The organism is Actinoplanes regularis (assembly GCF_900188005.1).
GTDB classification, from domain to species: Bacteria; Actinomycetota; Actinomycetes; order Mycobacteriales; family Micromonosporaceae; genus Actinoplanes; species Actinoplanes regularis.
The window spans coordinates 829,122-847,776 of record NZ_FZNR01000002.1; the positions used below are offsets into that span (position 1 = coordinate 829,122).

General features: G+C 70.4%; 17 protein-coding genes and 1 pseudogene. 8 read left to right on the forward strand and 10 right to left on the reverse strand.

Annotation, left to right across the window (positions count from 1 at the left end; translation table 11 throughout):
* Nucleotides 1-44 precede the first annotated feature (44 nt).
* A pseudogene (locus CHC09_RS08830) lies at nt 45-173 on the reverse strand (response regulator transcription factor); the annotation flags it as partial.
* A gap of 49 nt (nt 174-222) precedes the next feature.
* Between CHC09_RS08830 and CHC09_RS08835 the strand changes: the two are divergent.
* Nucleotides 223-486: an ABC transporter permease family protein gene (locus CHC09_RS08835; protein WP_179276982.1), complete on the forward strand. Its 264-nt coding sequence runs from the start codon at nt 223-225 to the stop codon at nt 484-486.
* A gap of 12 nt (nt 487-498) precedes the next feature.
* On the opposite strand, the gene CHC09_RS08840 is transcribed toward CHC09_RS08835, so the two are convergent.
* A complete protein-coding gene (locus CHC09_RS08840; protein WP_089292466.1) occupies nt 499-945 on the reverse strand; it encodes a GNAT family N-acetyltransferase in 447 nt (148 codons plus the stop codon).
* A gap of 139 nt (nt 946-1,084) precedes the next feature.
* Here CHC09_RS08840 and CHC09_RS08845 point away from each other — a divergent pair, with 139 nt between their 5' ends.
* On the forward strand, nt 1,085-2,230 hold the full coding sequence (locus CHC09_RS08845; protein WP_089292467.1) for a low temperature requirement protein A: 1,146 nt from the start codon (nt 1,085-1,087) through the stop codon (nt 2,228-2,230).
* A gap of 200 nt (nt 2,231-2,430) precedes the next feature.
* Here the strand turns inward: CHC09_RS08845 and CHC09_RS08850 are convergent, their stop codons facing one another.
* A complete protein-coding gene (locus CHC09_RS08850; RefSeq protein ID WP_089292468.1) occupies nt 2,431-2,658 on the reverse strand; it encodes a hypothetical protein in 228 nt (75 codons plus the stop codon).
* Nucleotides 2,659-2,885: 227 nt separating this feature from the next.
* On the reverse strand, nt 2,886-3,311 hold the full coding sequence (locus CHC09_RS08855) for a DUF350 domain-containing protein (protein WP_089292664.1): 426 nt from the start codon (nt 3,309-3,311) through the stop codon (nt 2,886-2,888).
* Nucleotides 3,312-3,429: 118 nt separating this feature from the next.
* On the opposite strand from CHC09_RS08855, the gene CHC09_RS08860 reads away from it, so the two are divergent.
* Both CHC09_RS08860 and CHC09_RS08865 read left to right on the forward strand, forming a co-directional pair.
* Nucleotides 3,430-4,116 (forward strand): RNA polymerase sigma factor, encoded by a 687-nt coding sequence (locus CHC09_RS08860; protein WP_089292469.1) that lies wholly within the window; start codon nt 3,430-3,432, stop codon nt 4,114-4,116.
* Complete coding sequence (locus CHC09_RS08865; RefSeq protein ID WP_143232246.1) at nt 4,113-4,796, forward strand: hypothetical protein; 684 nt, start codon at nt 4,113-4,115, stop codon at nt 4,794-4,796. Before CHC09_RS08860 ends, CHC09_RS08865 begins: the two co-directional genes overlap by 4 nt.
* A 161-nt stretch (nt 4,797-4,957) precedes the next feature.
* Here the strand turns inward: CHC09_RS08865 and glnA are convergent, their stop codons facing one another.
* A complete protein-coding gene (gene glnA / locus CHC09_RS08870) occupies nt 4,958-6,310 on the reverse strand; it encodes a type I glutamate--ammonia ligase (protein ID WP_089292471.1) in 1,353 nt (450 codons plus the stop codon).
* A gap of 113 nt (nt 6,311-6,423) precedes the next feature.
* On the opposite strand from glnA, the gene CHC09_RS08875 reads away from it, so the two are divergent.
* The 3 genes from CHC09_RS08875 to CHC09_RS46165 all read left to right on the forward strand — a co-directional run bounded on the left by CHC09_RS08875 (nt 6,424) and on the right by CHC09_RS46165 (nt 12,519).
* Nucleotides 6,424-8,214, forward strand: coding sequence for an NAD+ synthase (locus CHC09_RS08875; protein WP_089292472.1), 1,791 nt, complete (start codon nt 6,424-6,426; stop codon nt 8,212-8,214).
* 116 nt (nt 8,215-8,330) lie between these two features.
* Nucleotides 8,331-9,161, forward strand: a complete 831-nt coding sequence (panB, locus tag CHC09_RS08880) for a 3-methyl-2-oxobutanoate hydroxymethyltransferase (protein WP_089292473.1) — start codon at nt 8,331-8,333, stop codon at nt 9,159-9,161.
* A gap of 412 nt (nt 9,162-9,573) precedes the next feature.
* Nucleotides 9,574-12,519 carry a hypothetical protein gene (locus tag CHC09_RS46165; protein ID WP_179276983.1) on the forward strand — a complete coding sequence of 982 codons (2,946 nt, stop codon included), beginning with the start codon at nt 9,574-9,576 and terminating at the stop codon, nt 12,517-12,519.
* Nucleotides 12,520-13,163: 644 nt separating this feature from the next.
* Here CHC09_RS46165 and CHC09_RS08890 read toward each other — a convergent pair.
* Nucleotides 13,164-13,370: a hypothetical protein gene (locus CHC09_RS08890; protein ID WP_089292475.1), complete on the reverse strand. Its 207-nt coding sequence runs from the start codon at nt 13,368-13,370 to the stop codon at nt 13,164-13,166.
* Between the two features lie 456 nt (nt 13,371-13,826).
* On the reverse strand, nt 13,827-14,852 hold the full coding sequence (locus tag CHC09_RS08895; RefSeq protein WP_089292476.1) for an aspartate-semialdehyde dehydrogenase: 1,026 nt from the start codon (nt 14,850-14,852) through the stop codon (nt 13,827-13,829).
* 102 nt (nt 14,853-14,954) lie between these two features.
* On the opposite strand from CHC09_RS08895, the gene CHC09_RS08900 reads away from it, so the two are divergent.
* Nucleotides 14,955-15,746 carry a class I SAM-dependent methyltransferase gene (locus tag CHC09_RS08900; RefSeq protein ID WP_089292477.1) on the forward strand — a complete coding sequence of 264 codons (792 nt, stop codon included), beginning with the start codon at nt 14,955-14,957 and terminating at the stop codon, nt 15,744-15,746.
* A 179-nt stretch (nt 15,747-15,925) separates the two neighbouring features.
* Here the strand turns inward: CHC09_RS08900 and CHC09_RS08905 are convergent, their stop codons facing one another.
* From CHC09_RS08905 to CHC09_RS08915, 3 genes are all read right to left on the reverse strand, one after another.
* On the reverse strand, nt 15,926-16,516 hold the full coding sequence (locus CHC09_RS08905) for a M15 family metallopeptidase (protein ID WP_239138138.1): 591 nt from the start codon (nt 16,514-16,516) through the stop codon (nt 15,926-15,928).
* A 109-nt stretch (nt 16,517-16,625) separates the two neighbouring features.
* A complete protein-coding gene (locus CHC09_RS08910; protein WP_089292479.1) occupies nt 16,626-17,513 on the reverse strand; it encodes a serine/threonine dehydratase in 888 nt (295 codons plus the stop codon).
* A gap of 10 nt (nt 17,514-17,523) precedes the next feature.
* Nucleotides 17,524-18,582, reverse strand: coding sequence for a type I glyceraldehyde-3-phosphate dehydrogenase (locus CHC09_RS08915; protein ID WP_089292480.1), 1,059 nt, complete (start codon nt 18,580-18,582; stop codon nt 17,524-17,526).
* Nucleotides 18,583-18,655 lie beyond the last annotated feature (73 nt).

Consider the following 18,655-nt stretch of genomic DNA (forward strand, 5'->3'; position numbering starts at 1 on the left):
CGCCGAACACCGACAGTCGCCGCTGCGCACCGGGCGGGTCGGTCCTACCCGGAGACCGCCGGGCTGACCAGTCCGGTCCGGTACGCGAGGACGACGGCCCGCACCCGGTCGCGGAGCCCGAGCTTGGCGAGGATCCGGGCCACGTGGGTCTTGACGGTCGCCTCGGACAGGTGCAGCCGCATCCACAAGGCCCTGGGGACGGCTCCCCGGCAGACCGTCGTCATGGTCATCGCCTCGGTAGTCGTCACCGGGCTGATCGGTGGTGCCCTCGGCACGCCGCCCGGGGTGCTCCCGCAGCGGATGATCGTGGGCGACATGGGGCAGACCTTCGGCTTCCACCTGCCCGCCTCCGTCCTCGACGTCTACCGCCCGGCCGAGCTGGTGCTCTTCGGTCTCGGCGGCGTCGTCATCGCGGTCCTCGGCGCCCTGCTGCCGGCCGGCTGGGCCGCGCGCGCCCGTACCGCGACAGCGCTGCGTACCGAATGACCGGCCTCGGCTCTACGAAGGGCTCCAGCGGGCGACGACCTCGTCGTCCTCGATCTCGCCGGTCTCGGTGAAACCCATCGAGAGGTAGAGCGAGCGGGCCGAGGTGTTCTCCGGCTGGTAGCTGAGCGCCACGTTCGGCGTGCCCGGCTCGGCGATCAGCCGGGCCCGCAACTGCCCGACAATTGCCCGGCCGATCCCCTGGCGCTGGTGCTTCGCGTCGACGACGAGGCCGCCGATCCACCGGCTGCCGTCGTCGTCGACGGCCCAGATCACGAAGCCGACCACCTCGGTGCCGCGCACGGCGGCGAGCGGGTGCCAGGTGTCGCCGTAGTTGCACATGCAGAGGTAGTAGGTCACGTCGGCGACGAAGCGCTTCTGTTCCTCGTGGACGGTGAGGGCGGCGCAGTCACGCCAGTTGGCGGCGGTGACCGGCTCGAGGCGGATCGGTTCGGAACTCATTCAATGATCATGGCAAAGCCGGCTCCCGGCGCGCGGGACCCCTGGATCAGGCCGAGCGTGACCGAGGCCACTCGCCTGTGTGCAGAAGTGGGGTCGCTCGACACCCATCTGTCACCGGGAACGGCCTAGTCTTCCCGGCATGACGCAGGAGTCACCCGGCACCCGAGTGTCCACCCTGGAGCTCTTCTTCGACCTGGTCTTCGTCTTCACGGTGACCCAGCTCGCCGACTCGCTCGCGCATCACCTGACGCCGGGCGGCCTGCTCAACGTCGTGCTGGTGCTGATCGTGGTCTGGTGGATGTATTCGGGGTATGCCTGGCTCACCAACGCCGTCGCCCCGGACACTCCCGGCCGGCGCACGCTGCTGCTGGCCGGGATGGCCGGGTTCCTGGTGATGGCGCTGGCCATCCCGGACGCCTTCGGTGCGTACGGTTGGGTGTTCGGCGCCGGCTACCTGGTCGTCAACATCGCCCACTCGGTGCTGTTCCTGCAGCCCGGCCCGGCGGCGATCGGCATGATGCGCACGCTCGGCCCGCTCAACCTGCTGGCCGCGCTGCTGGTCCTGGCCGGCGGCCTGCTGCCCGAGCCGTGGCGCCACCTGTGCTGGCTGGCCGCCCCGGTGGTGCAGGTGGCGGCGGGCTATCTGCACCCGATGGAGATGCACCGGATCTCCGCCGGCCACTTCGTCGAGCGGCACAGCCTCGTCATGATCATCGCAATCGGCGAGTCGATCCTGGCGATCGGCGTCGGCGTCACCGGCATGAAGCTGACCGGCGGCGTGATCCTCGCGGCGGTGCTCGGCCTCTGCGTCGCCTACTACCTGTGGTGGGCCTACTTCGCCGACGGCGACCGCCGCTCCGAGCACGTGCTGGCACGGATGGAGGCGCCGGCGTTGCGCGCCCGGCTGGCCCTGAACGCCTGGGGTTACGCGCACATCCCGATGCTGCTCGGCATCGTCGTGACCGCGGTCGGCATCAAGAAGACGCTGGGCCACGCCTTCGACGACCTGCACTGGGGCGAGGCGCTGACCCTCGGCGGCGGCGTCGCGATCTATCTCCTCGGTCACGCCGTCTTCCTGCGCCTGCTCCACCTGCCCGGCGCGACCTACCGGGTCATCATCGCGGCCCTGTGCCTCGCCACCGCCCCACTCGGCCACCTCCTGGCAATCGCACAGCTGGCGGCCGTCGCCATCATCCTGGCCGCGGGCGCCATCGCCGAGGACATTCCCCGGGTCCGCCGCTCCGGCCTCGCCGCCGCCATCGGCGACTTCGGCCGAAATTCCTAAAAATCAAACCCGTCCTTCGATACGACCGATGGAGCCCCGCCACCAGGCCACAGGCCAAGCCCCGTGCCGGTCCCACGCGACGCCCACCCCACCCCGGCCCCCAAACGCGCCACCAGGCCCAGCAACGTTCGCCGCCGGGCTGATCCCCGCGCCGCGGCGAACAGGCAGGCCGTATCCAGCGCAGACCGGTGCGATCTTCGTCAGCGGTGACGCGGCCGGTTGCAAGGGGCTCCTCCGGCCAGCAAGGCCGCCTGGTTCTCCTCCTTGGAGAACCGGATCCAGGCCAGGCCCAGGGCGAGGAATACCCCGAGAGCGATCATGAGCACCTGCTCAGGGCTGCTCGCCTTGCCGCTCGCGATGAGGATTCCGGCGATGGCCGTTCCGATGACTGCTAGGCCGCGTGCTGACGGCCGGGTGCGTCGGGTCATCGCTTCCTCCTGGTCCTACTCGCCGCCGTCGGGGGCCTCGACCAGCCAAGCCCGACCGACTGGCGGGCAGGGTGGTATTCCGGGCGACGGAAGCGCCGTCGGATCAGGCGTGTGGGACGTCCGGGCCCGGCATCGCGTGGGACAGGAACGGGACTTGGCTCTGGCCTGGAAGCGGGGCTCCGTCGGTCGTACCGGAGCCCGGTTTTGATCTTGGTTTCGGGTTTGGGTCAGGCGATGCAGGCGCAGACGATCAGGGCGGCGCCGAAGTGGGAGGCGGCGCTGACCACGGCGCCGCCGTGGAAATCGTCGGTGCAGATGACCTCGCCGAGCTTGCCCGGCGTCATCCAGTCCAGGACCAGGAAGGCCAGGCCCATGATCGCGATGCCGACCAGGCCGAAGAGCAGCGTCGAGGCCAGCCCCTGCCCGAACGAGTCATAGGTCGTGAAGATGGCGGTGAAGACGATCGCCGCGATACCGAGCTGGTTCGCGGCCAGCAGCAGCGACGCGTTCGGATTGCGCTCGACCCAGATCAGATCCCGCAGCTTGCCCGGCGTGAGCAGGTCGATCAGCACATATCCGACGGCCATCAAGCCGATGCCGATCAGACCGAAGACGATGCTCCGCCCGGCACCCTCAAGCAGATCCTGCAGCACGGCCACTCCCCTTGTCGCATGACGTCAGATGAGACCGTACCCCCTGTGACAAAACTTCGGGACCTGGCGCTGTAGCAATTGGGCCCGGCTGTCCGCCTGGCCGGACGGAGGTCGACTGATGGTGGCACCGGAGGACCTCGACGCCGTGCTGCGTGACGCGCGGGGCGGCGACGAGGACGCGTTCCGGCGGCTCTATCGCCTGCAACAGCCCGCGCTGCTGCGCTACCTGCGGGTACTGGTCGGCGACGACGCCGAGGACGTCGCCTCGGAGTCCTGGCTACAGATCGCCCGTGACCTGCACCGTTTCTCCGGGACCTGGGACGGCTTCCGCGGCTGGACGGCGACGATCGCCCGGCACCGAGCAATGGACCTGCTGCGCGCGCAACGCCACCGCGTGCCGGCCGCCGGCTCGGGCGAGCAGCTCGCGGAGCTCCACGCCGACGACGACACCGCGGACCGGGCGATCGAGCTGGTCTCCACGGACGCCGCGATCGCCCTGATCACCACCCTGCCCCGGGACCTGGCCGAGGCGGTGATGCTGCGCGTGGTCGTCGGGCTGGACGCCAAGGCGACCGGCTCGATCCTCGGCAAGCGGGCCGGCGCGGTCCGCACCGCCGCCTACCGGGGCCTGAGACAGCTGGCGCAGCGGCTCGCCGAGCCGAACCCGAAGCTGACCCCGAACCCGAGCCCGGACCCGAAGCCGGAGCCACCCCCGAAGCCGAGGTCGGGGCCGGAGCCGAGGTCGGGGCCGGTTCGTGGCCAGGTGACACAGATCCGGGCTGCGGCGCTGAAGGAGATGAGATGAGCAGCCAGGAGGGATGGAGTCCGATGGACCGAAAGACCGCGGAGAATCTGTTGCGCGGCGACCGGGCCACGATCGGGCATCCCCTCGCCGAACTGCTGGCCACGGCGAAGGCGCCCGCCACGGCCGACGAATTGTCGGGTGAGGCCGCCGCGATGGCCGCCTTCCGGGCCGCCGCCCACTCCTCCGGCCCGGTGACCCCACCGAAACGCTCCATTTTGGCGAAGCTGCTGACCCTGAAGGTCGCCGCGGCCGCCTTCGCCACCACCGCGGCGGTCGGTGGCGTCGCCCTCGCGGCGAACACCGGCGCCCTGCCCGACCCGATCAGCGTGGCCGGCCCGTCGTACTCGGCCAGCCACCCGCCGAAACCCTCGCCCTCCGTACGGCCGAAACCCTCCGGTTCGACACCGGCCCTCGCGCGCGAGGTGGACGACCTCTGCCGCGAGTTCAGCGGCAAGGACCCCGATCATCGGGTGAAGGCCCTGGACGACCGGCACTTCGACGAGCTGGTCCAGCGGGCCGGCAGGAAGGACCGGACCCGCGTCGAACGGTTCTGCGGCCTGCACAGGCCGGACCCCAGCACCCGCCCGAGGTACCGGCCCGAGCCCAACGGTCTTCCGAAGACACCGCAGGATCAGGAACAACAGCCGCAGGAGCAGCGACAACGGCAGTGGCACGGATGAGAGGAGCCGGCATCCGGCGGGCCGGGGTCTGGGAGCGTCCAGTCCTCCGGGTGCCTTCAAAGGTCAGTCGCTCTGGGGACGCCCCCTCCCCAGCGCGGGGCGACTGAACCAGTCAGGCGGCGGCGACCCCCCGGGGCCGTCGCCGCCTGGCGTTCAAGAAATCAGAGCGCGCCCAGGTACCGCTGGCGCTCGTACGGCGTGACCTCGCGCCGGAACTGCTCCCACTCGGCCCGCTTGTTCCGGAGGAAGAAGTCGAAGACGTGCTCCCCGAGCACCTCGGCGACGAGCTCCGAGCCGGCCATCACGTCGATCGCCTCGGACAGGTTCTCCGGCAGCGCCTCGTAGCCCGCGGCCTTGCGTTCGGCCGGGGAGAGCGACCAGACGTCGTCCTCGGCGCCCGCCGGCAGCTCGTAGCCCTCCTCGATGCCCTTCAGGCCGGCGCCGAGCATGACCGCGAACGCGAGGTAGGGGTTGGCGGCCGAGTCGATCGACCGGACCTCCACCCGCGCCGAGTTCGGCTTGCCGAACGCCGGGACCCGGACCAGGGCGGACCGGTTCAGGTGGCCCCAGCTGACGAACGCCGGCGACTCGGTGATCCGGTCCGGCAGCTGCATCGGGAAGAGCCGCTTGTACGAGTTGACCCACTGGTTGGTGACCGCCGTGTACTCCCGGGCGTGCACCAGCAGACCGGCGATGAACGCGCGGGCCGTCTTGGACAGCTTCTGCGGGTCCTCACTGTCGTAGAACGCGTTGCGCTCGCCCTCGAACAGCGACAGGTGGGTGTGCATGCCGGAGCCCGGCTGGTCGGTGTACGGCTTCGGCATGAAGGTGGCCTTGACGCCCTGGGAGAGCGCCACCTCCTTGACCACGTGCCGGAACGTCATGATGTTGTCGGCCGTGGTCAGCGCGTCCGCGTACCGCAGGTCTATCTCCTGCTGGCCGGGGGCGACCTCGTGGTGGCTGAACTCGACCGAGATGCCGATCCGCTCCAGGGCCAGCACGGCCTGCCGGCGGAAGTCCCGGGCCACCGCGTGCGTGGTGTGGTCGAAGTAGCCGCCGGTGTCGACCGGCTTCGGCACCGAGCCGTCGTTCGCCTCGTCCTGGATCAGGAAGAACTCGACCTCGGGGTGGGTGTAGAAGGTGAAGCCCTTCTCGGCGGCCCGGGCCAGGGCCCGGCGCAGCACGTGGCGCGGGTCGGCCCAGGCGGGGCTGCCGTCGGGCAGCAGGATGTCGCAGAACATCCGGGCGCTCTCGCCGCTGCCGCCGCCCTCGAACGGGAAGACCTGGAAGGTGGTCGGGTCCGGCATGGCGACCATGTCGGACTCGTAGACCCGGGCGAATCCCTCGATCGCCGAGCCGTCGATGCCGATGCCTTCTTCGAAGGCGGACTCCAGCTCGGCCGGAGCTACCGACACGCTTTTCAGCGTGCCGAGCACATCGGTGAACCAGAGACGGACAAAACGGATGTCGCGCTCCTCGAGCGTACGAAGCACGAACTCCTGCTGTCGGTCCACTTCCACCCCTCGTCCCGGTATCAATGCCTCAAGCCGAGACTACGCTGACCTTGGCCTGTGACGTCGGCCTGGGTCCGGAACCGAACCCTCGGCATTGGGGAACAATAAGGCGCATGCCAACGCTGCGTATCGCCCTCGCTCAGGTGAACTCGACGGTCGGCGACATTCCCGGAAATACGGCCGCGATCCGCCGCTGGTCGAAGCGGGCCGCGGAAGCCGGGGCGCACCTGGTCGCCTTCCCCGAGATGATGCTGACCGGATATCCGATCGAGGATCTGGTCTTCCGCAATTCGTTCGTCGACGCCTCCCAGCACGCCCTGCGTCAGCTCGCCGCCGACCTGGCCGCCGACGGGCTGGGCGACCTGGCCGTGGTGGTGGGGTACGTGGACGCCGACGGGCCGGCCGCGATCAGCGCGGACGCGGCGCCCGGCATCGGCCGGCGGGACGCCTCCGCGTTGCTGCACGGCGGCGCGGTGGCCGCCACCTACTTCAAGCACCACCTGCCCAACTACGGCGTCTTCGACGAGAACCGGTACTTCGAGCCCGGCGACTCGCTGACCGTGGTGCGGCTGGGCGGCGTCGACATCGCGCTCACCGTCTGCGAGGACATCTGGCAGGCCGGTGGCCCGTTCACCGCGGCCCGGCGGGCCGGCGTCGGCCTGGCGGTCAACATCAACGCCTCGCCGTACGAGCTGAACAAGGACGACGTACGACTTCCGCTGGTTCAGCGCCGTGCCGTCGAGGCGGGCGCCGCGGTCGCCTTCGTGAACATGGTCGGCGGCCAGGACGAGCTGGTCTTCGACGGCGACTCGATGATCGTCGGCGCGGACGGGGAGTTGCTGGCGCGGACCCCGCAGTTCAGCGAGGAGCTGCTCGTACACGACCTGGATCTGCCGCTCGCCGACGCGACACCGAACCCGGAGGGCTCGACCGACGCGGCGAAGCCCCGGGTCGAGCAGCACATCCCGGACGACATGTCGATCGACCGGGTCACGATCCCCGGCGCTCTCGCACCGCTGAACGGCCGGATCACCGGCGAAATCGCCGACCGCACGTCCGACGCGGAGGAGATCTGGAACGCCCTCGTCCTCGGCCTGCGCGACTACGTCGACAAGAACGGCTTCCGCTCGGTCGTCCTCGGCCTCTCCGGCGGCATCGACTCCGCGGTCGTCGCCGCCATCGCCGTCGACGCGCTCGGCCCGGACCGTGTCGCCGGCGTCTCCATGCCCAGCGGCTACTCCTCCGAGCACTCCAAGGACGACGCCGCCGACCTGGCCAAACGCACCGGCCTGAGCTACCGCGTGGAGCCGATCCAGCCGATGGTCGACGCCTTCCTGGCGAACATGGCGCTCTCCGGCGTCACCGTGGAGAACCTGCAGGCCCGGGTCCGCGGCGTGATTCTGATGGCGCTCTCCAACCAGGACGGGCACCTGGTGCTCACCACCGGTAACAAGAGTGAGCTCGCGGTCGGTTACTCCACGCTCTACGGTGACTCGGTCGGCGGGTTCAACCCGCTCAAGGACGTACCGAAGACCATGGTCTGGGAGCTCGCCCGCTGGCGGAACGCGCAGGGCGACGCCCCCATCCCGGAGAACTCGATCACCAAGGAACCCAGCGCCGAGCTGCGCCCGGACCAGAGGGACTCCGACTCGCTGCCCGACTACTCGGTGCTTGATCCGATCATCAAGGGGTATGTGGACCACGACCTGGGCCGTGCCGAGCTGATCGCGGCCGGCAACGATCCGGCCCTGGTCGACCGGGTGCTGCGGATGGTCGACCTGGCCGAGTACAAACGCCGCCAGTCGGCCCCCGGCACCAAGATCTCCGGCAAGGCGTTCGGCCGCGACCGCCGCCTGCCGATCACCAGCAGGTTCCGTGAAGGCGGAGCGATCAGTCCGAGTTAAGGCGGCAGCCGGGGTGTGACAACCTCCACTGAAGCCTGACCGAGGCCGGGTCCCCGGTGCGACGATGTGCGCACCCGGGGACCGCATCCGAGCGGCCTCGAGGGAGGAGTTTCGAAATGTCGGAAATCCCGACCCTGTACGGGGGGCCGGCGACGCGCCGCGTCCGCACCCGCGATCTGCTCAACGCCAAGGTCCGCGGTGACCGCTGGCCGATGCTGACGTCCTACGACCAGTACACGGCATCGATCTTCGACCAGTCCGGCGTACCCGTCCTGCTCGTCGGCGACTCGGCCGCCAACAACGTGTACGGCTACGAGACCACCGTCCAGGTCACCATCGACGAGATGTTGCCGCTGGTCAAGGCCGTGGTCCGGGCCACGAAGCACTCGCTGATCGTCGGCGACCTGCCGTTCGGCAGCTACGAGGAGGGCCCCACCCAGGCGCTGCGCACCGCTGTCCGCTTCATGAAGGAGGGCGGCTGCCACGCGGTCAAGCTGGAGGGCGGCCGCCGGATGGCCCCGCAGATCGAGGCGATCACCGGCGCCGGCATTCCGGTGATGGCGCACATCGGCTTCACCCCGCAGCGCGAGCACGCCATCGGCGGCTACCGCGTCCAGGGCCGGGAGAACGAGGGCGCCGAGGTGATCTCGGACGCTCGCGCGGTCACCGACGCGGGCGCGTTCGCGGTGGTCCTGGAGATGGTCCCGGGCGACGTCGCCAAGCAGATCACCAAGGAACTGCCGATCCCCACGGTCGGCATCGGGGCCGGTCCGGACACCGACGCCCAGGTCCTCGTCTGGCAGGACATGGCCGGCCTGCGTACCGGCAAGGCGCCGCGCTTCGTCAAGCGTTACGCCGACCTCGCGGGCGCCCTGACGGACGCCACGCGGCAGTTCGCGAACGAGGTCCGCAGCGGCGAGTTCCCGGCCGCTGAACACACCTTCTAAACCCTTTTCCCGATACGGCCGGAACCTTCCCGGTACGACCTTTTCCCGGTACGGCCGGAACCTTCCCGGTACGACCTGTTTCCGGAACGGTCCAAACCTTCCCGGTACGACCTGTTTCCGGAACGGCCCGGGGCCTTCGCGGTACGACCTGTTTCCGGAACGGCCCAGGGCCTTTCCGATACGACCAGTTTCCGGTACGCCCTGAAGCGTCCCGGCCGCACCACGCGGGCCTGCACACAGCGAACGGGCCGCGCCATTCTCAGCGCGGCCCGTTCGTGCTCACGGGTGGATGGTCCGTGGGCTGGGCGTCTTCTGGGCGATCGAGCTCGTGCGCGACTCCGCCGGTCAGCGGTTGCGGCGGACCGCACCCGACGGGGCACGCACGGCACTCGCCCGGGACGCGGACGCGGCCGTGGCGGCGCTCCGGGAGCCGCGGGCGGCGCCGCCCACAGCACCACTGTTCGTACCGGAGGCGCGGGTCGTCCTGGCGGCCTTGGCCGCGTTTCCGGTGGCCTTGCCCGGGGCCGCGGCGACCGACTTGTTGGCCGCCTTCTTCGCGGATGTCCCCTTCGCGGGCGCTGCTCCGGCCGGGACCGTGGCCGCAGCCGATGCCGCGCTCGACCCGGCGGACTCGGCTCCGGCCTTCGACGCGGCCGACTTGGCGGCCTTCGCGACCGCGCCCCCGGCTGTCTTGGCAGCGGTCGTCCTGGCCGTCGCCTTCGCGGTGCCGGTTTTGGCCACGGTGGCCTTGGGCGCCGCCGCCCTGGCTCCAGCACTCTTGCTGGCCGTCGCCTTGGTCGCCGCCTTTTTAGCCGTCGCCGTCGCCTTCGTGGCTGTCGCCTTGCTCGCGGGCGCCTTACTCGCGGGCGCCTTGCTTGCGGGCGCCTTGCTCGCGGGCGCCTTTGTAGCTGACGCCTTCTTGGCAGTCGCCGCCGCCTTACTCGCGGCCGCCTTCGCTGTCGCCTTGCTCGCGGCCGCCTTCGTAGCGGACGCTTTCTTGGCAGTCGTCGCCGCCTTGCTCGCGGCCGCCTTTGTAGCGGACGCCTTCTTCGCAGTCGTCGCCGCCTTCACGGCGGCCGTTTTTGTGGCCGTCGCCTTCGTGGCTGGCGTGACCTTCGCTGCCGTGGCCTTGGTAGCGGCCGCACTCCGGCCCGCAGCCTTGGCCGTGGTCTTCGCAGCAGCCGTTCCCGCCCGGGTACCAGCCGTGGTCTTGGCCGCTTTCGCAGCCTTACCAACCGTCGCTTTGGCCGCACCCCGTTCCGTAGCGGCCGCCTTGGCAGCGGTGGCCTTGACCCCGGTCGCCTTCGCCGCAGTGCTCTTGGTTCCCGCGGCCTTCTTACCCGCTGTTTTGGCCGCCGTCGCCTTGGTGCCCGTAGCCTTCGCCGCCACAGCTTTGGTAACCGCCGCCTTGGCGCCCGTCGCCTTGGCTGCGCCGGCCTTGCTCGGCGTTGCCTTGATGGCTGTCGCCTTCGCCGCCGTCACCTTGGTGCCGGTCACCTTGCCCGCTGCCTTCTTGGCGGTTGTCGCCTTGGTGCCGGTCGCCTTCGCCGCCGTCTTCTTGGCAGCTGTCGCCTTGGTGCCCGTAGCCTTAGCTGCGCCGGCCTTGCTCGCCGTTGCCTTGCTCGCCGTTGCCTTGGTGGCCGTTGACTTGGCCGCTGTCTTCTTGGCCGCCGTCGCCTTGGTGCCCGTAGCCTTCGCCGCGGCAGCTTTGGTAACCGTCGCCTTGGTGCCGGTGGCCGTGGCTGCTGTCGCCTTGGTGCCCGCCGCCTTGGTCGCCGTCCTCTTGGCCGCCGTCGCCTTGGTACCCGTTGCCTTCACCGCTGCCGCCTTGGCCACCGTCGCCTTGGCTGCCCCGGCCTTGCTCGGCATTGCCTTGGTGGCCGTTGTCTTGGTCGCGGTTCCCTTGGCACCCGGCGCCCTGCCGCTGACAGCCTTGGTGCCGGTGGCCGTGGCTGCTGTCGCCTTGGTGCCCGCCGCCTTGGTCGCCGTCCTCTTGGCCGCCGTCGCCTTGGTACCCGTTGCCTTCACCGCTGCCGCCTTGGCCACCGTCGCCTTGGCTGCCCCGGCCTTGCTCGGCATTGCCTTGGTGGCCGTTGTCTTGGTCGCGGTTCCCTTGGCACCCGGCGCCCTGCCGCTGACAGCCTTTGTCCCGGCGGCCTTTCCCGCTGTGACCTTCGAAGCGCCGACCACCCGGCCCCCCGTCTTCTTCGCGACCGCCCTGCTCCGGGTCGCCGTGGTAGCCGCTTCCTCGGCCACGACCGCCGCACGCGCGGCAGCCGCCTTATTCGCGGCAGCCTTGCTCACAGTCGCCTTATTCGCCGCAGCCTTGGCCCTGGTCGCCTTACTCCCGGCAGCCTTGGCCGCGGTCGCTTTACTCGCAGCAGCTTTGGTCGCAGTCGCCTTTGCAGCAGTCGCCTTAGTAGTAGCCGTCTTAGATACCGCCGCCTTGGTCGCGGTCGCCTTGGTCGCCGCCGCCTTGGTCGCGGTCGCCTTGGTCGCGGTCGCCTTGCTCCTCACCGTTTTGACCGGGGCGGCCTTCTTCGCGCTGGCTGCCTTCGACCCGACAGCCTTCACCGGCGTCGCGGGCCGGGCTGCGGCCGCCTTGGAACCGACCGCCTTGACGGGGGCCTCCGCACCGCCGGCTCCGGCCGTCCCACGCGCCGACGTCGCCTTCGCTGCCCTGCCAGTGGCGGCCTTCGCCTGGGTGGCCTTCACTGTGCTCTTGGCCGCCGTACCCGCCTTCGTCGGCGCGGCCGTGGCCGCCACACCCGTCTCCTCAGCCACCGCGCCCGCTTTCTTCGCCGGCGCGGCCTTGGCCACCGTGCCCGCCTTCTTCGCCGTGGTCCTGGTGGCCGCTGCCTTGGCGGCAACCCGCTTGCCTGTCGCCTTGGTGCCGGCGACCGGCCGGGCCACTTCATCCGCGCCCTGCACCAGATCGGGCTCGCTCACGGCCTTGCCACTACCGGTCGACACCCGGGCCGCCGCCCGCCGAGCCGCCGCTTCCCGCCGGGTCACCCGCGACGCCGACGCCCCCGCGCCGGCTGCCGCCTTCTCGGCGACACCCGACGAGGCCGCGATACCCGACGAGGCCGCGGCTTTCGCCGCCTCCCGGGAGGCGGCGCCCGCCCGGGAGGCGACGCCCGCCCGTTTCCGCACCGGCGTACTCCGGACCACCCCGCCGTTTTCGACCGTCCCGTCGTCCTCGGGCGACAGGAACAGCTCTCCACGGGCCCGCGCGCTCTTGGCGAACGCCGCCATCTGCTCCGACGCCTCGTCCGTCCTCGGGACCTCGACACTCCCGTCCGCCGGTTCCAGCACACTGAGCGCCTCGAGGTCGGGCCGGTCCGCACCCCAGTGATCGGACTCGCCATCCGATTTCACCGCGCCCCGCGACGGCGGGAGCCAACCGCCCAGGAACGGCCGATCGGTCGACTCGCCGCGCGATGTCGCAGCAGTGTCCCCGTCGTCCGGCCGCGCCCCTTCGGCCGTCGACGCCGGCCACGCCGACCCCGAGTCCTGCGGATCGGCCGGGCTCCAGTCCCGCTCCGCACCGGTGTCAGCCGACACTGTCACCCGCGTCCTGTCGGGAGCGTTGCTACTGGCCGCCGCGACGCGCCGTCGACTCCGGGATCCGGCCGCTGTTCCCGCCGTACCCGCGGACACGCGCTTCGCCGCACCCGCAGACGCGGTACCCGCCACACCCGCGGACACACGCTCCGTCGCACCCGCAGACGCAGTTCCCGCCACACCCGCGGACACGCGCTCTGCCGCACCCGCAGACGCGGCACCCGTAGAAGCGGTACCCGCTGCACCCGCGGATGCGGTCTCCGCCGTAGCCGCGGATGCGCGTTCTGCCGTACCGGGAAGGGGGCTTGGATCTGCGCCGGAGGCGGCGGGTCGGCTCGAAGCCTTCTTGGCAGCGGGCATCGGGGTGTTCCTCCTTGCGAATGACTGCGGGCACAACTAGGCCAGGGAAGGTCGGACAGGAAACGGGGTGACGGTCTAGCTGCTTTCCCCTGTCCAGCGGGCATCCTCGGCATCCCACTCGGCATTGCGCTTCTCGACCGTTTCGAGGGCCCGCGTCGCTTCGTCAGCCGTGGCGAACGGGCCGAGCCGGTACTGGGCGGGACACACGTCGTCGCCGATCTCGACTCGGTGGTGTCGGAGGCACCAGAAGTAGCCCGCCCCGCCGAGCCCACTGTCGTTCATTCCATCACTGTGCAACTAAAAACGACCATGCGCTACCGATTCGGGTGAAATGCCCAGGACTTCCATTGTGGATCGCAGTTATTGACCGTCATTACTCATCGGAACGAGCCAACCGGTCAATTCGCCCGGGTTCCCTTCGGCATTCACACCACAGAGACCCTCGATGAGCGCCACAGCGGCCCTTTATGACCGCCACAACGACCCTCGCTAAGCGCCGCGCACGCCCGCTTCAATCGCCGCGCACACCCACGATGAGCACCACGGATCCTCACGGCAATCGCCGTGCACACCCGCGATGAGCACCACGCACACCCGCGACAAACGCTGCGGGCGCCCGCGATAGGCGCCGCGGGCAGTCTCGACGAGCACCGCCGGCCCCGACCATGCGCGCACCGCGAAAAAGGAGCCGCCCCGGCCGCGATGACGCGGCCGGGGCGGTAACCAGCAGGGAAGGGATCAGCGCAGCTCGGCGGCGACCAGCTCAGCGATCTGTACGGCGTTCAGCGCCGCACCCTTACGCAGGTTGTCGTTCGCGATGAAGAACGACAGCCCGTTCTCGGCCGTCGGGTCCACCCGGAAACGTCCCACATACGACGGATCGCGCCCGGCGGCCTGCAGCGGCGTCGGCACGTCCGACAGCTCCACGCCGGGGGCCGAGGCGAGCAGCTCACGGGCCCGGGCGGGCGAGAGCGGCCGGGCGAAGCGCGCGTTCACCTGCAGCGAGTGGCCGGTGAACACGGGCACCCGCACGCAGGTCCCGGAGACCAGCAGGTCCGGCAGCCCGAGGATCTTCCGGCTCTCGTTGCGGAGCTTCTGCTCCTCGTCGGTCTCGAAGCTGCCGTCGTCGACGAACGAGCCGGCCTGCGGGATCACGTTGAACGCGATCGGCTTCGGGAAGACCTTGGGCTCCGGGAACTCCACGGCGGCCCCGTCGTGGGTCAGCTCGGTGGCCCGGTCGGCGACCTTCTTGATCTGCTCGTCGAGCTCGGCGACGCCGGCCAGCCCGGCACCGCCGACCGCCTGGTACGTGGTGGCGATGAACGACACCAGCCCGGCCTCGTCGTGCAGCGGCCGGAGCACCGGCATCGCGGCCATGGTGGTGCAGTTCGGGTTGGCGATGATGCCCTTGGGGCGCACCCGGGCCGCGTCCGGGTTCACCTCGGCGACGACGAGCGGGACGTCCGGATCCATCCGCCAGGCCGAGGAGTTGTCGACGACCACGGCGCCGGCCGCGGCGACCCGCGGTCCGTACTTTTTGGAGCCGTCCTTGCCCGCGGAGAAGATCACGATGTCCAGGCCGCTGTAGTCAGCGGTCTCGGCGTCCTCGACGGTCACCTCGCCGGAACCCCACGGAAGGGTGCGGCCCGCGGAGCGCGCGGAAGCGAAGAGCCGGAGCTGGTCTACCGGGAATGCGCGCTCGGCCAGGATGTGGCGCATGACGCCACCGACCTGTCCCGTCGCGCCGACGATGCCGATCCTCATGGGCACCAAACTACGTCCTGAACTGCGAACCAAGAAATCAGTTGTTTCAGAATACGGGATTGGTGTCCCACATTAGGGGACCAAGTGGCTAGCTTCGAGGGCATGGCGACGTACACCCACGGGCACCACGAGTCGGTCTTGCGCTCACACCGCTGGCGCACCGCAGAGAATTCGGCCGCATACCTGCTGCCGCATCTTTCCTCCGGAATCACGCTGCTGGACGTCGGTTGCGGCCCCGGCACGATCACCGCCGATCTGGCGACGCAGGTCACACGAGTCACCGCACTGGAACGCACGGACGAGGCACTGGGCCTGGCCCGCGCCGAGATCGCCCGCCGCGGCTCGGGCAACGTCGACTTCGCCGTCGGCGACGTGCACGCCCTCGACTTCCCGGACGACACGTTCGACGTGGTCCACGCCCACCAGGTCCTGCAGCACGTCGCCGACCCGGTCGCCGCCCTCCGCGAGATGCGCCGCGTCACCCGCCCCGGTGGCCTCGTCGCCGCGCGGGACAGCGACTACGCCGGCTTCACCTGGTTCCCCCTGGCGCCCGAGCTGGACGAGTGGCTGAGCCTGTACCAGAACGTCGCCCGGGGCAACGGCGGCGAACCCGACGCCGGCCGCCGGCTGCTCTCCTGGGCGCGGGCCGCCGGCTTCACCGACGTGACGGCGACCGCGAGCATCTGGTGCTTCGCCGACGACGCCGACCGCCACTGGTGGGGCACCATGTGGGCCGACCGCATCCTGGAGTCCGACATGGCGGCCACCGCCCTGCGGACCGGTGCCGCGACACGGGCCGACCTCGAACGCGTCTCGGCGGGCTGGCGCCGCTGGTCCGAGTCCCCCGACGGCTGGTTCAGCATCCCGCACGGCGAGATCCTCTGCCGCGTCTGACGATTACGGTTCCCCCGCCGCCCGACCGGCACGGGGCTTGGGCCGCGAGGCCTGCGGACGGGGCGCGTAGGTCGTACCGCCGAAGGATTTTGATCTTTTGCCGGGAGCGGCGCGGGACCGCGACGCAACCGCCGCGGTCCCGCATTCCCCCCGGTAAGGACTTCGAGTGGGCTGGAGTGTCAGGTGTTCGGCCGGAAGGCCCAGTGCCAGCTCTCGCGCTTGGTGTTCTCGACGAAGCCGTAGCGGCCGGCGTTCTGGCGCATCCAGGCCAGCGCCTCGGGGCTCAGGTCCAGGTCGGTGGCCATGCCCCAGCCGTGTTCGCTGGTGCCGGGCTTGGCGGCGAGGCCGCCCTGCGAGTAGAGGCCCTTGCGGCGGGCCAGGTCGACCTGCTCGTTGTACGAACGGTACGAGTCGGTGATACCGATCTTCACGCCGTCCCGCTTGGCATCGGCCACGAGCCGGGTCAGCTGTTCCGCGGCCGGACCCCACAGCTTGTGGCGGGTGTCGCCGACCTGCGAGAGCACTTCGGTGGGGATCCGGCCGTTGCCGTACGCGGCGAGATCCTCCGGAATGCCTTTTTCGTTGAGTTTGTAGGCTTTCTTGGCCGCGGGACCCTGCTGCGCGGCGATCGCACCCTGGAGGTGGCTGGCGAACGTCGTGCCGCTCCCACCGGCCGCCGACTGCGACGTCCGGGTCGCGGTCACGGTGGTGGCCTGCTGGGTCTGCAACGCCAGGATCCGGCTCTGGATATCGGCGATGCGTCCGTTCACTCCCTCGATTCCCACGCCCTACTGGTCGGCGGGACCACGGAAATCTGAGGGACTCCGGGAAAATCACTAAAGTCGTGGGCCCTCCGGTCGCACCGCCGGAGGGGACGGATCAGCCCTGATCGCCCGGATCCGTGTTGGCGCCGCAGAGCAGGGTGATCACCCGCTCACCGGCGGCCGGACGGTAGGCGCCCGAGGTCAGCGCGGCGTAGGCGGCGGCCGTGCCGTGTTCGACGACGATCCGGTAGTCGTCCCACAGCCTCCGGCGGGCCTCGATGATCGCGTCGTCCTCGACCAGGACGGATTCGATCCCGGCGTCGGCGGCAAGCTCGAAGGCGATCTCACCGGCGCGGCGGGCGCCCAGTGAATCGGCGGCGACGCCGGCCACCGGGACGTCGATCGGGCCCCCGTTCGCCAACGCCGCGTTCAACGCCCGGCAGTTCACCGGCTCGACCGCGACGATCTTCGCGCGGTCGCGGAGCGCGGCGATGACGCCGGCGACCAGACCGCCACCGCCGACGGCGACGAGCACCGTGTCCGCTTCATCGGCGATCTCCAGGCCCAGTGTGCCGTTTCCGGCGACCATGTCCGGGTCGTCGTAGGCGTGGCAGAAGAGCGCGTCGGTCCGCTCCCGGGCGGCGGCATAGGCCTCCGCGTACTCGTTACCGACCTGCACCACCCGGGCGCCCAGCTTGCCGAGCTTGGCGACCTTCACCGCCGGTGCGGTGACCGGCACGAACACCTCGGCCGGCACTCGCAGCTCACGGGCCGCGTAGGCGGCCGCCAGGCCCGCGTTGCCGCCGGACGCGACGACGATGCCCGCCGCCGGCACGGCGCTGTTCAGGATCTTGTTCATCATGCCGCGGGTCTTGAACGAGCCCGCGTGCTGCAGGTACTCGAGCTTGAACCAGCGGTCCGGCTCGGCCTCGACCAGCGGGGTGCGCCGGATCCGGCCGTCGATACGCCGGTCGGCGGCTTCCACGTCCGCAAGGGTGATCATGCGAGCCAACCTAGACGACACTCCAGCTCACGTGTGCCGACGTGACCGGCAGCAACTCGCCGACCAGGCGGGTCAGGTCGAGTAATCGGTTCGAGAAGCCCCACTCGTTGTCGAACCAGCCGCGCACCTTCACCCCGCCGTCGGCGGTGGTCTGCGTTCCGGACGGGTCGAAGAGGCAGGACGCCGGGTTGTTCTTGACGTCGATCGAGACGGTCGGGTCCGGGTCGTACGCCAGAATGCCGCGCAGTGGCCCGGCCGCGGCCTCCGCCATCGCCCGGTTGACCTCCTCGGCCGACACCGGCCGCCCGGTCTGCCCGGCGAGCTCGGCGAGCGATCCGATCGGCGTGGGTACGCAGTAGTAGCTGTAGCGCATCTCGCCGATCTCCGGCAGCGCCACCCGGACCAGGTCGCCGACCACGTGGTTGTGCGGGATGATGCTCTCCCCGGTGGCCCGGCCCAGCCGCGGATCGTCGCGCGACGCGCCGATCAGCGAGTCCTGCACCCGCCCCCAGCCCTGGGAGGCCAGCATCACCGAGGTGTTCACCGAGCGCAGCCCGAACCGGTCGAGCAGCACCTTGGCCATCACGGTCAGCGCGTTCACCCCGCAGGAGGCGGGCGAGACCACGTCGTGCACGGCCGGGTTGTAGCTCAGGTGGTTGGCGCCGAGGACCAGGAACGCGTCCGGGTCGTCGGCGGAGGCGCTGATCACCACCTTGCGGGCGCCACCGTGGGTGATGTGGGTCCGCGCCTGGCCACCGGCCCGGAACCGGCCGGTCGCCTCGATCACCACGTCGACCCCCTGGTCGGCCCAGGGAATCCGTTCCGGGCGCTCCTGGTGGTGGACGCGGATCGCGTGGTCGTTGACCACCAGGTACTCGCCGCGGGCGGTCACCGTGCCCGGGAACGGTCCCCGGATGCTGTCCCGGCGCAGGCCGTACGCCAGTTTCTCGGTGGACGCGATGTCGTTCACCGCGGCGATCGAGACGCCCGGATTCGGCGCGGACGCGATGATTCGGGTCAAACTGCGACCAATTCGTCCGAGGCCGTTGATCCCGATCGCGAGAGTCATCGAGCGCTCCTCGACTCCGTTGCTGGTAAATTCCCCCGTCGCCAGGACACCCCCGTTTTGCATAAGGGTCCAC

What these genes read in the sequence shown, in the direction of transcription:
- CHC09_RS08835 (WP_179276982.1), top strand. Translation starts at nt 223, where the DNA reads ATGGTCATCGCCTCGGTAGTCGTCACCGGGCTGATCGGTGGTGCCCTC.
- CHC09_RS08840 (WP_089292466.1), bottom strand. Translation starts at nt 945, where the DNA reads ATGAGTTCCGAACCGATCCGCCTCGAGCCGGTCACCGCCGCCAACTGG.
- CHC09_RS08845 (WP_089292467.1), top strand. Translation starts at nt 1,085, where the DNA reads ATGACGCAGGAGTCACCCGGCACCCGAGTGTCCACCCTGGAGCTCTTC.
- CHC09_RS08850 (WP_089292468.1), bottom strand. Translation starts at nt 2,658, where the DNA reads ATGACCCGACGCACCCGGCCGTCAGCACGCGGCCTAGCAGTCATCGGA.
- CHC09_RS08860 (WP_089292469.1), top strand. Translation starts at nt 3,430, where the DNA reads ATGGTGGCACCGGAGGACCTCGACGCCGTGCTGCGTGACGCGCGGGGC.
- CHC09_RS08865 (WP_143232246.1), top strand. Translation starts at nt 4,113, where the DNA reads ATGAGCAGCCAGGAGGGATGGAGTCCGATGGACCGAAAGACCGCGGAG.
- CHC09_RS08875 (WP_089292472.1), top strand. Translation starts at nt 6,424, where the DNA reads ATGCCAACGCTGCGTATCGCCCTCGCTCAGGTGAACTCGACGGTCGGC.
- panB (WP_089292473.1), top strand. Translation starts at nt 8,331, where the DNA reads ATGTCGGAAATCCCGACCCTGTACGGGGGGCCGGCGACGCGCCGCGTC.
- CHC09_RS08890 (WP_089292475.1), bottom strand. Translation starts at nt 13,370, where the DNA reads ATGAACGACAGTGGGCTCGGCGGGGCGGGCTACTTCTGGTGCCTCCGA.
- CHC09_RS08895 (WP_089292476.1), bottom strand. Translation starts at nt 14,852, where the DNA reads ATGAGGATCGGCATCGTCGGCGCGACGGGACAGGTCGGTGGCGTCATG.
- CHC09_RS08900 (WP_089292477.1), top strand. Translation starts at nt 14,955, where the DNA reads ATGGCGACGTACACCCACGGGCACCACGAGTCGGTCTTGCGCTCACAC.
- CHC09_RS08910 (WP_089292479.1), bottom strand. Translation starts at nt 17,513, where the DNA reads ATGATCACCCTTGCGGACGTGGAAGCCGCCGACCGGCGTATCGACGGC.
- CHC09_RS08915 (WP_089292480.1), bottom strand. Translation starts at nt 18,582, where the DNA reads ATGACTCTCGCGATCGGGATCAACGGCCTCGGACGAATTGGTCGCAGT.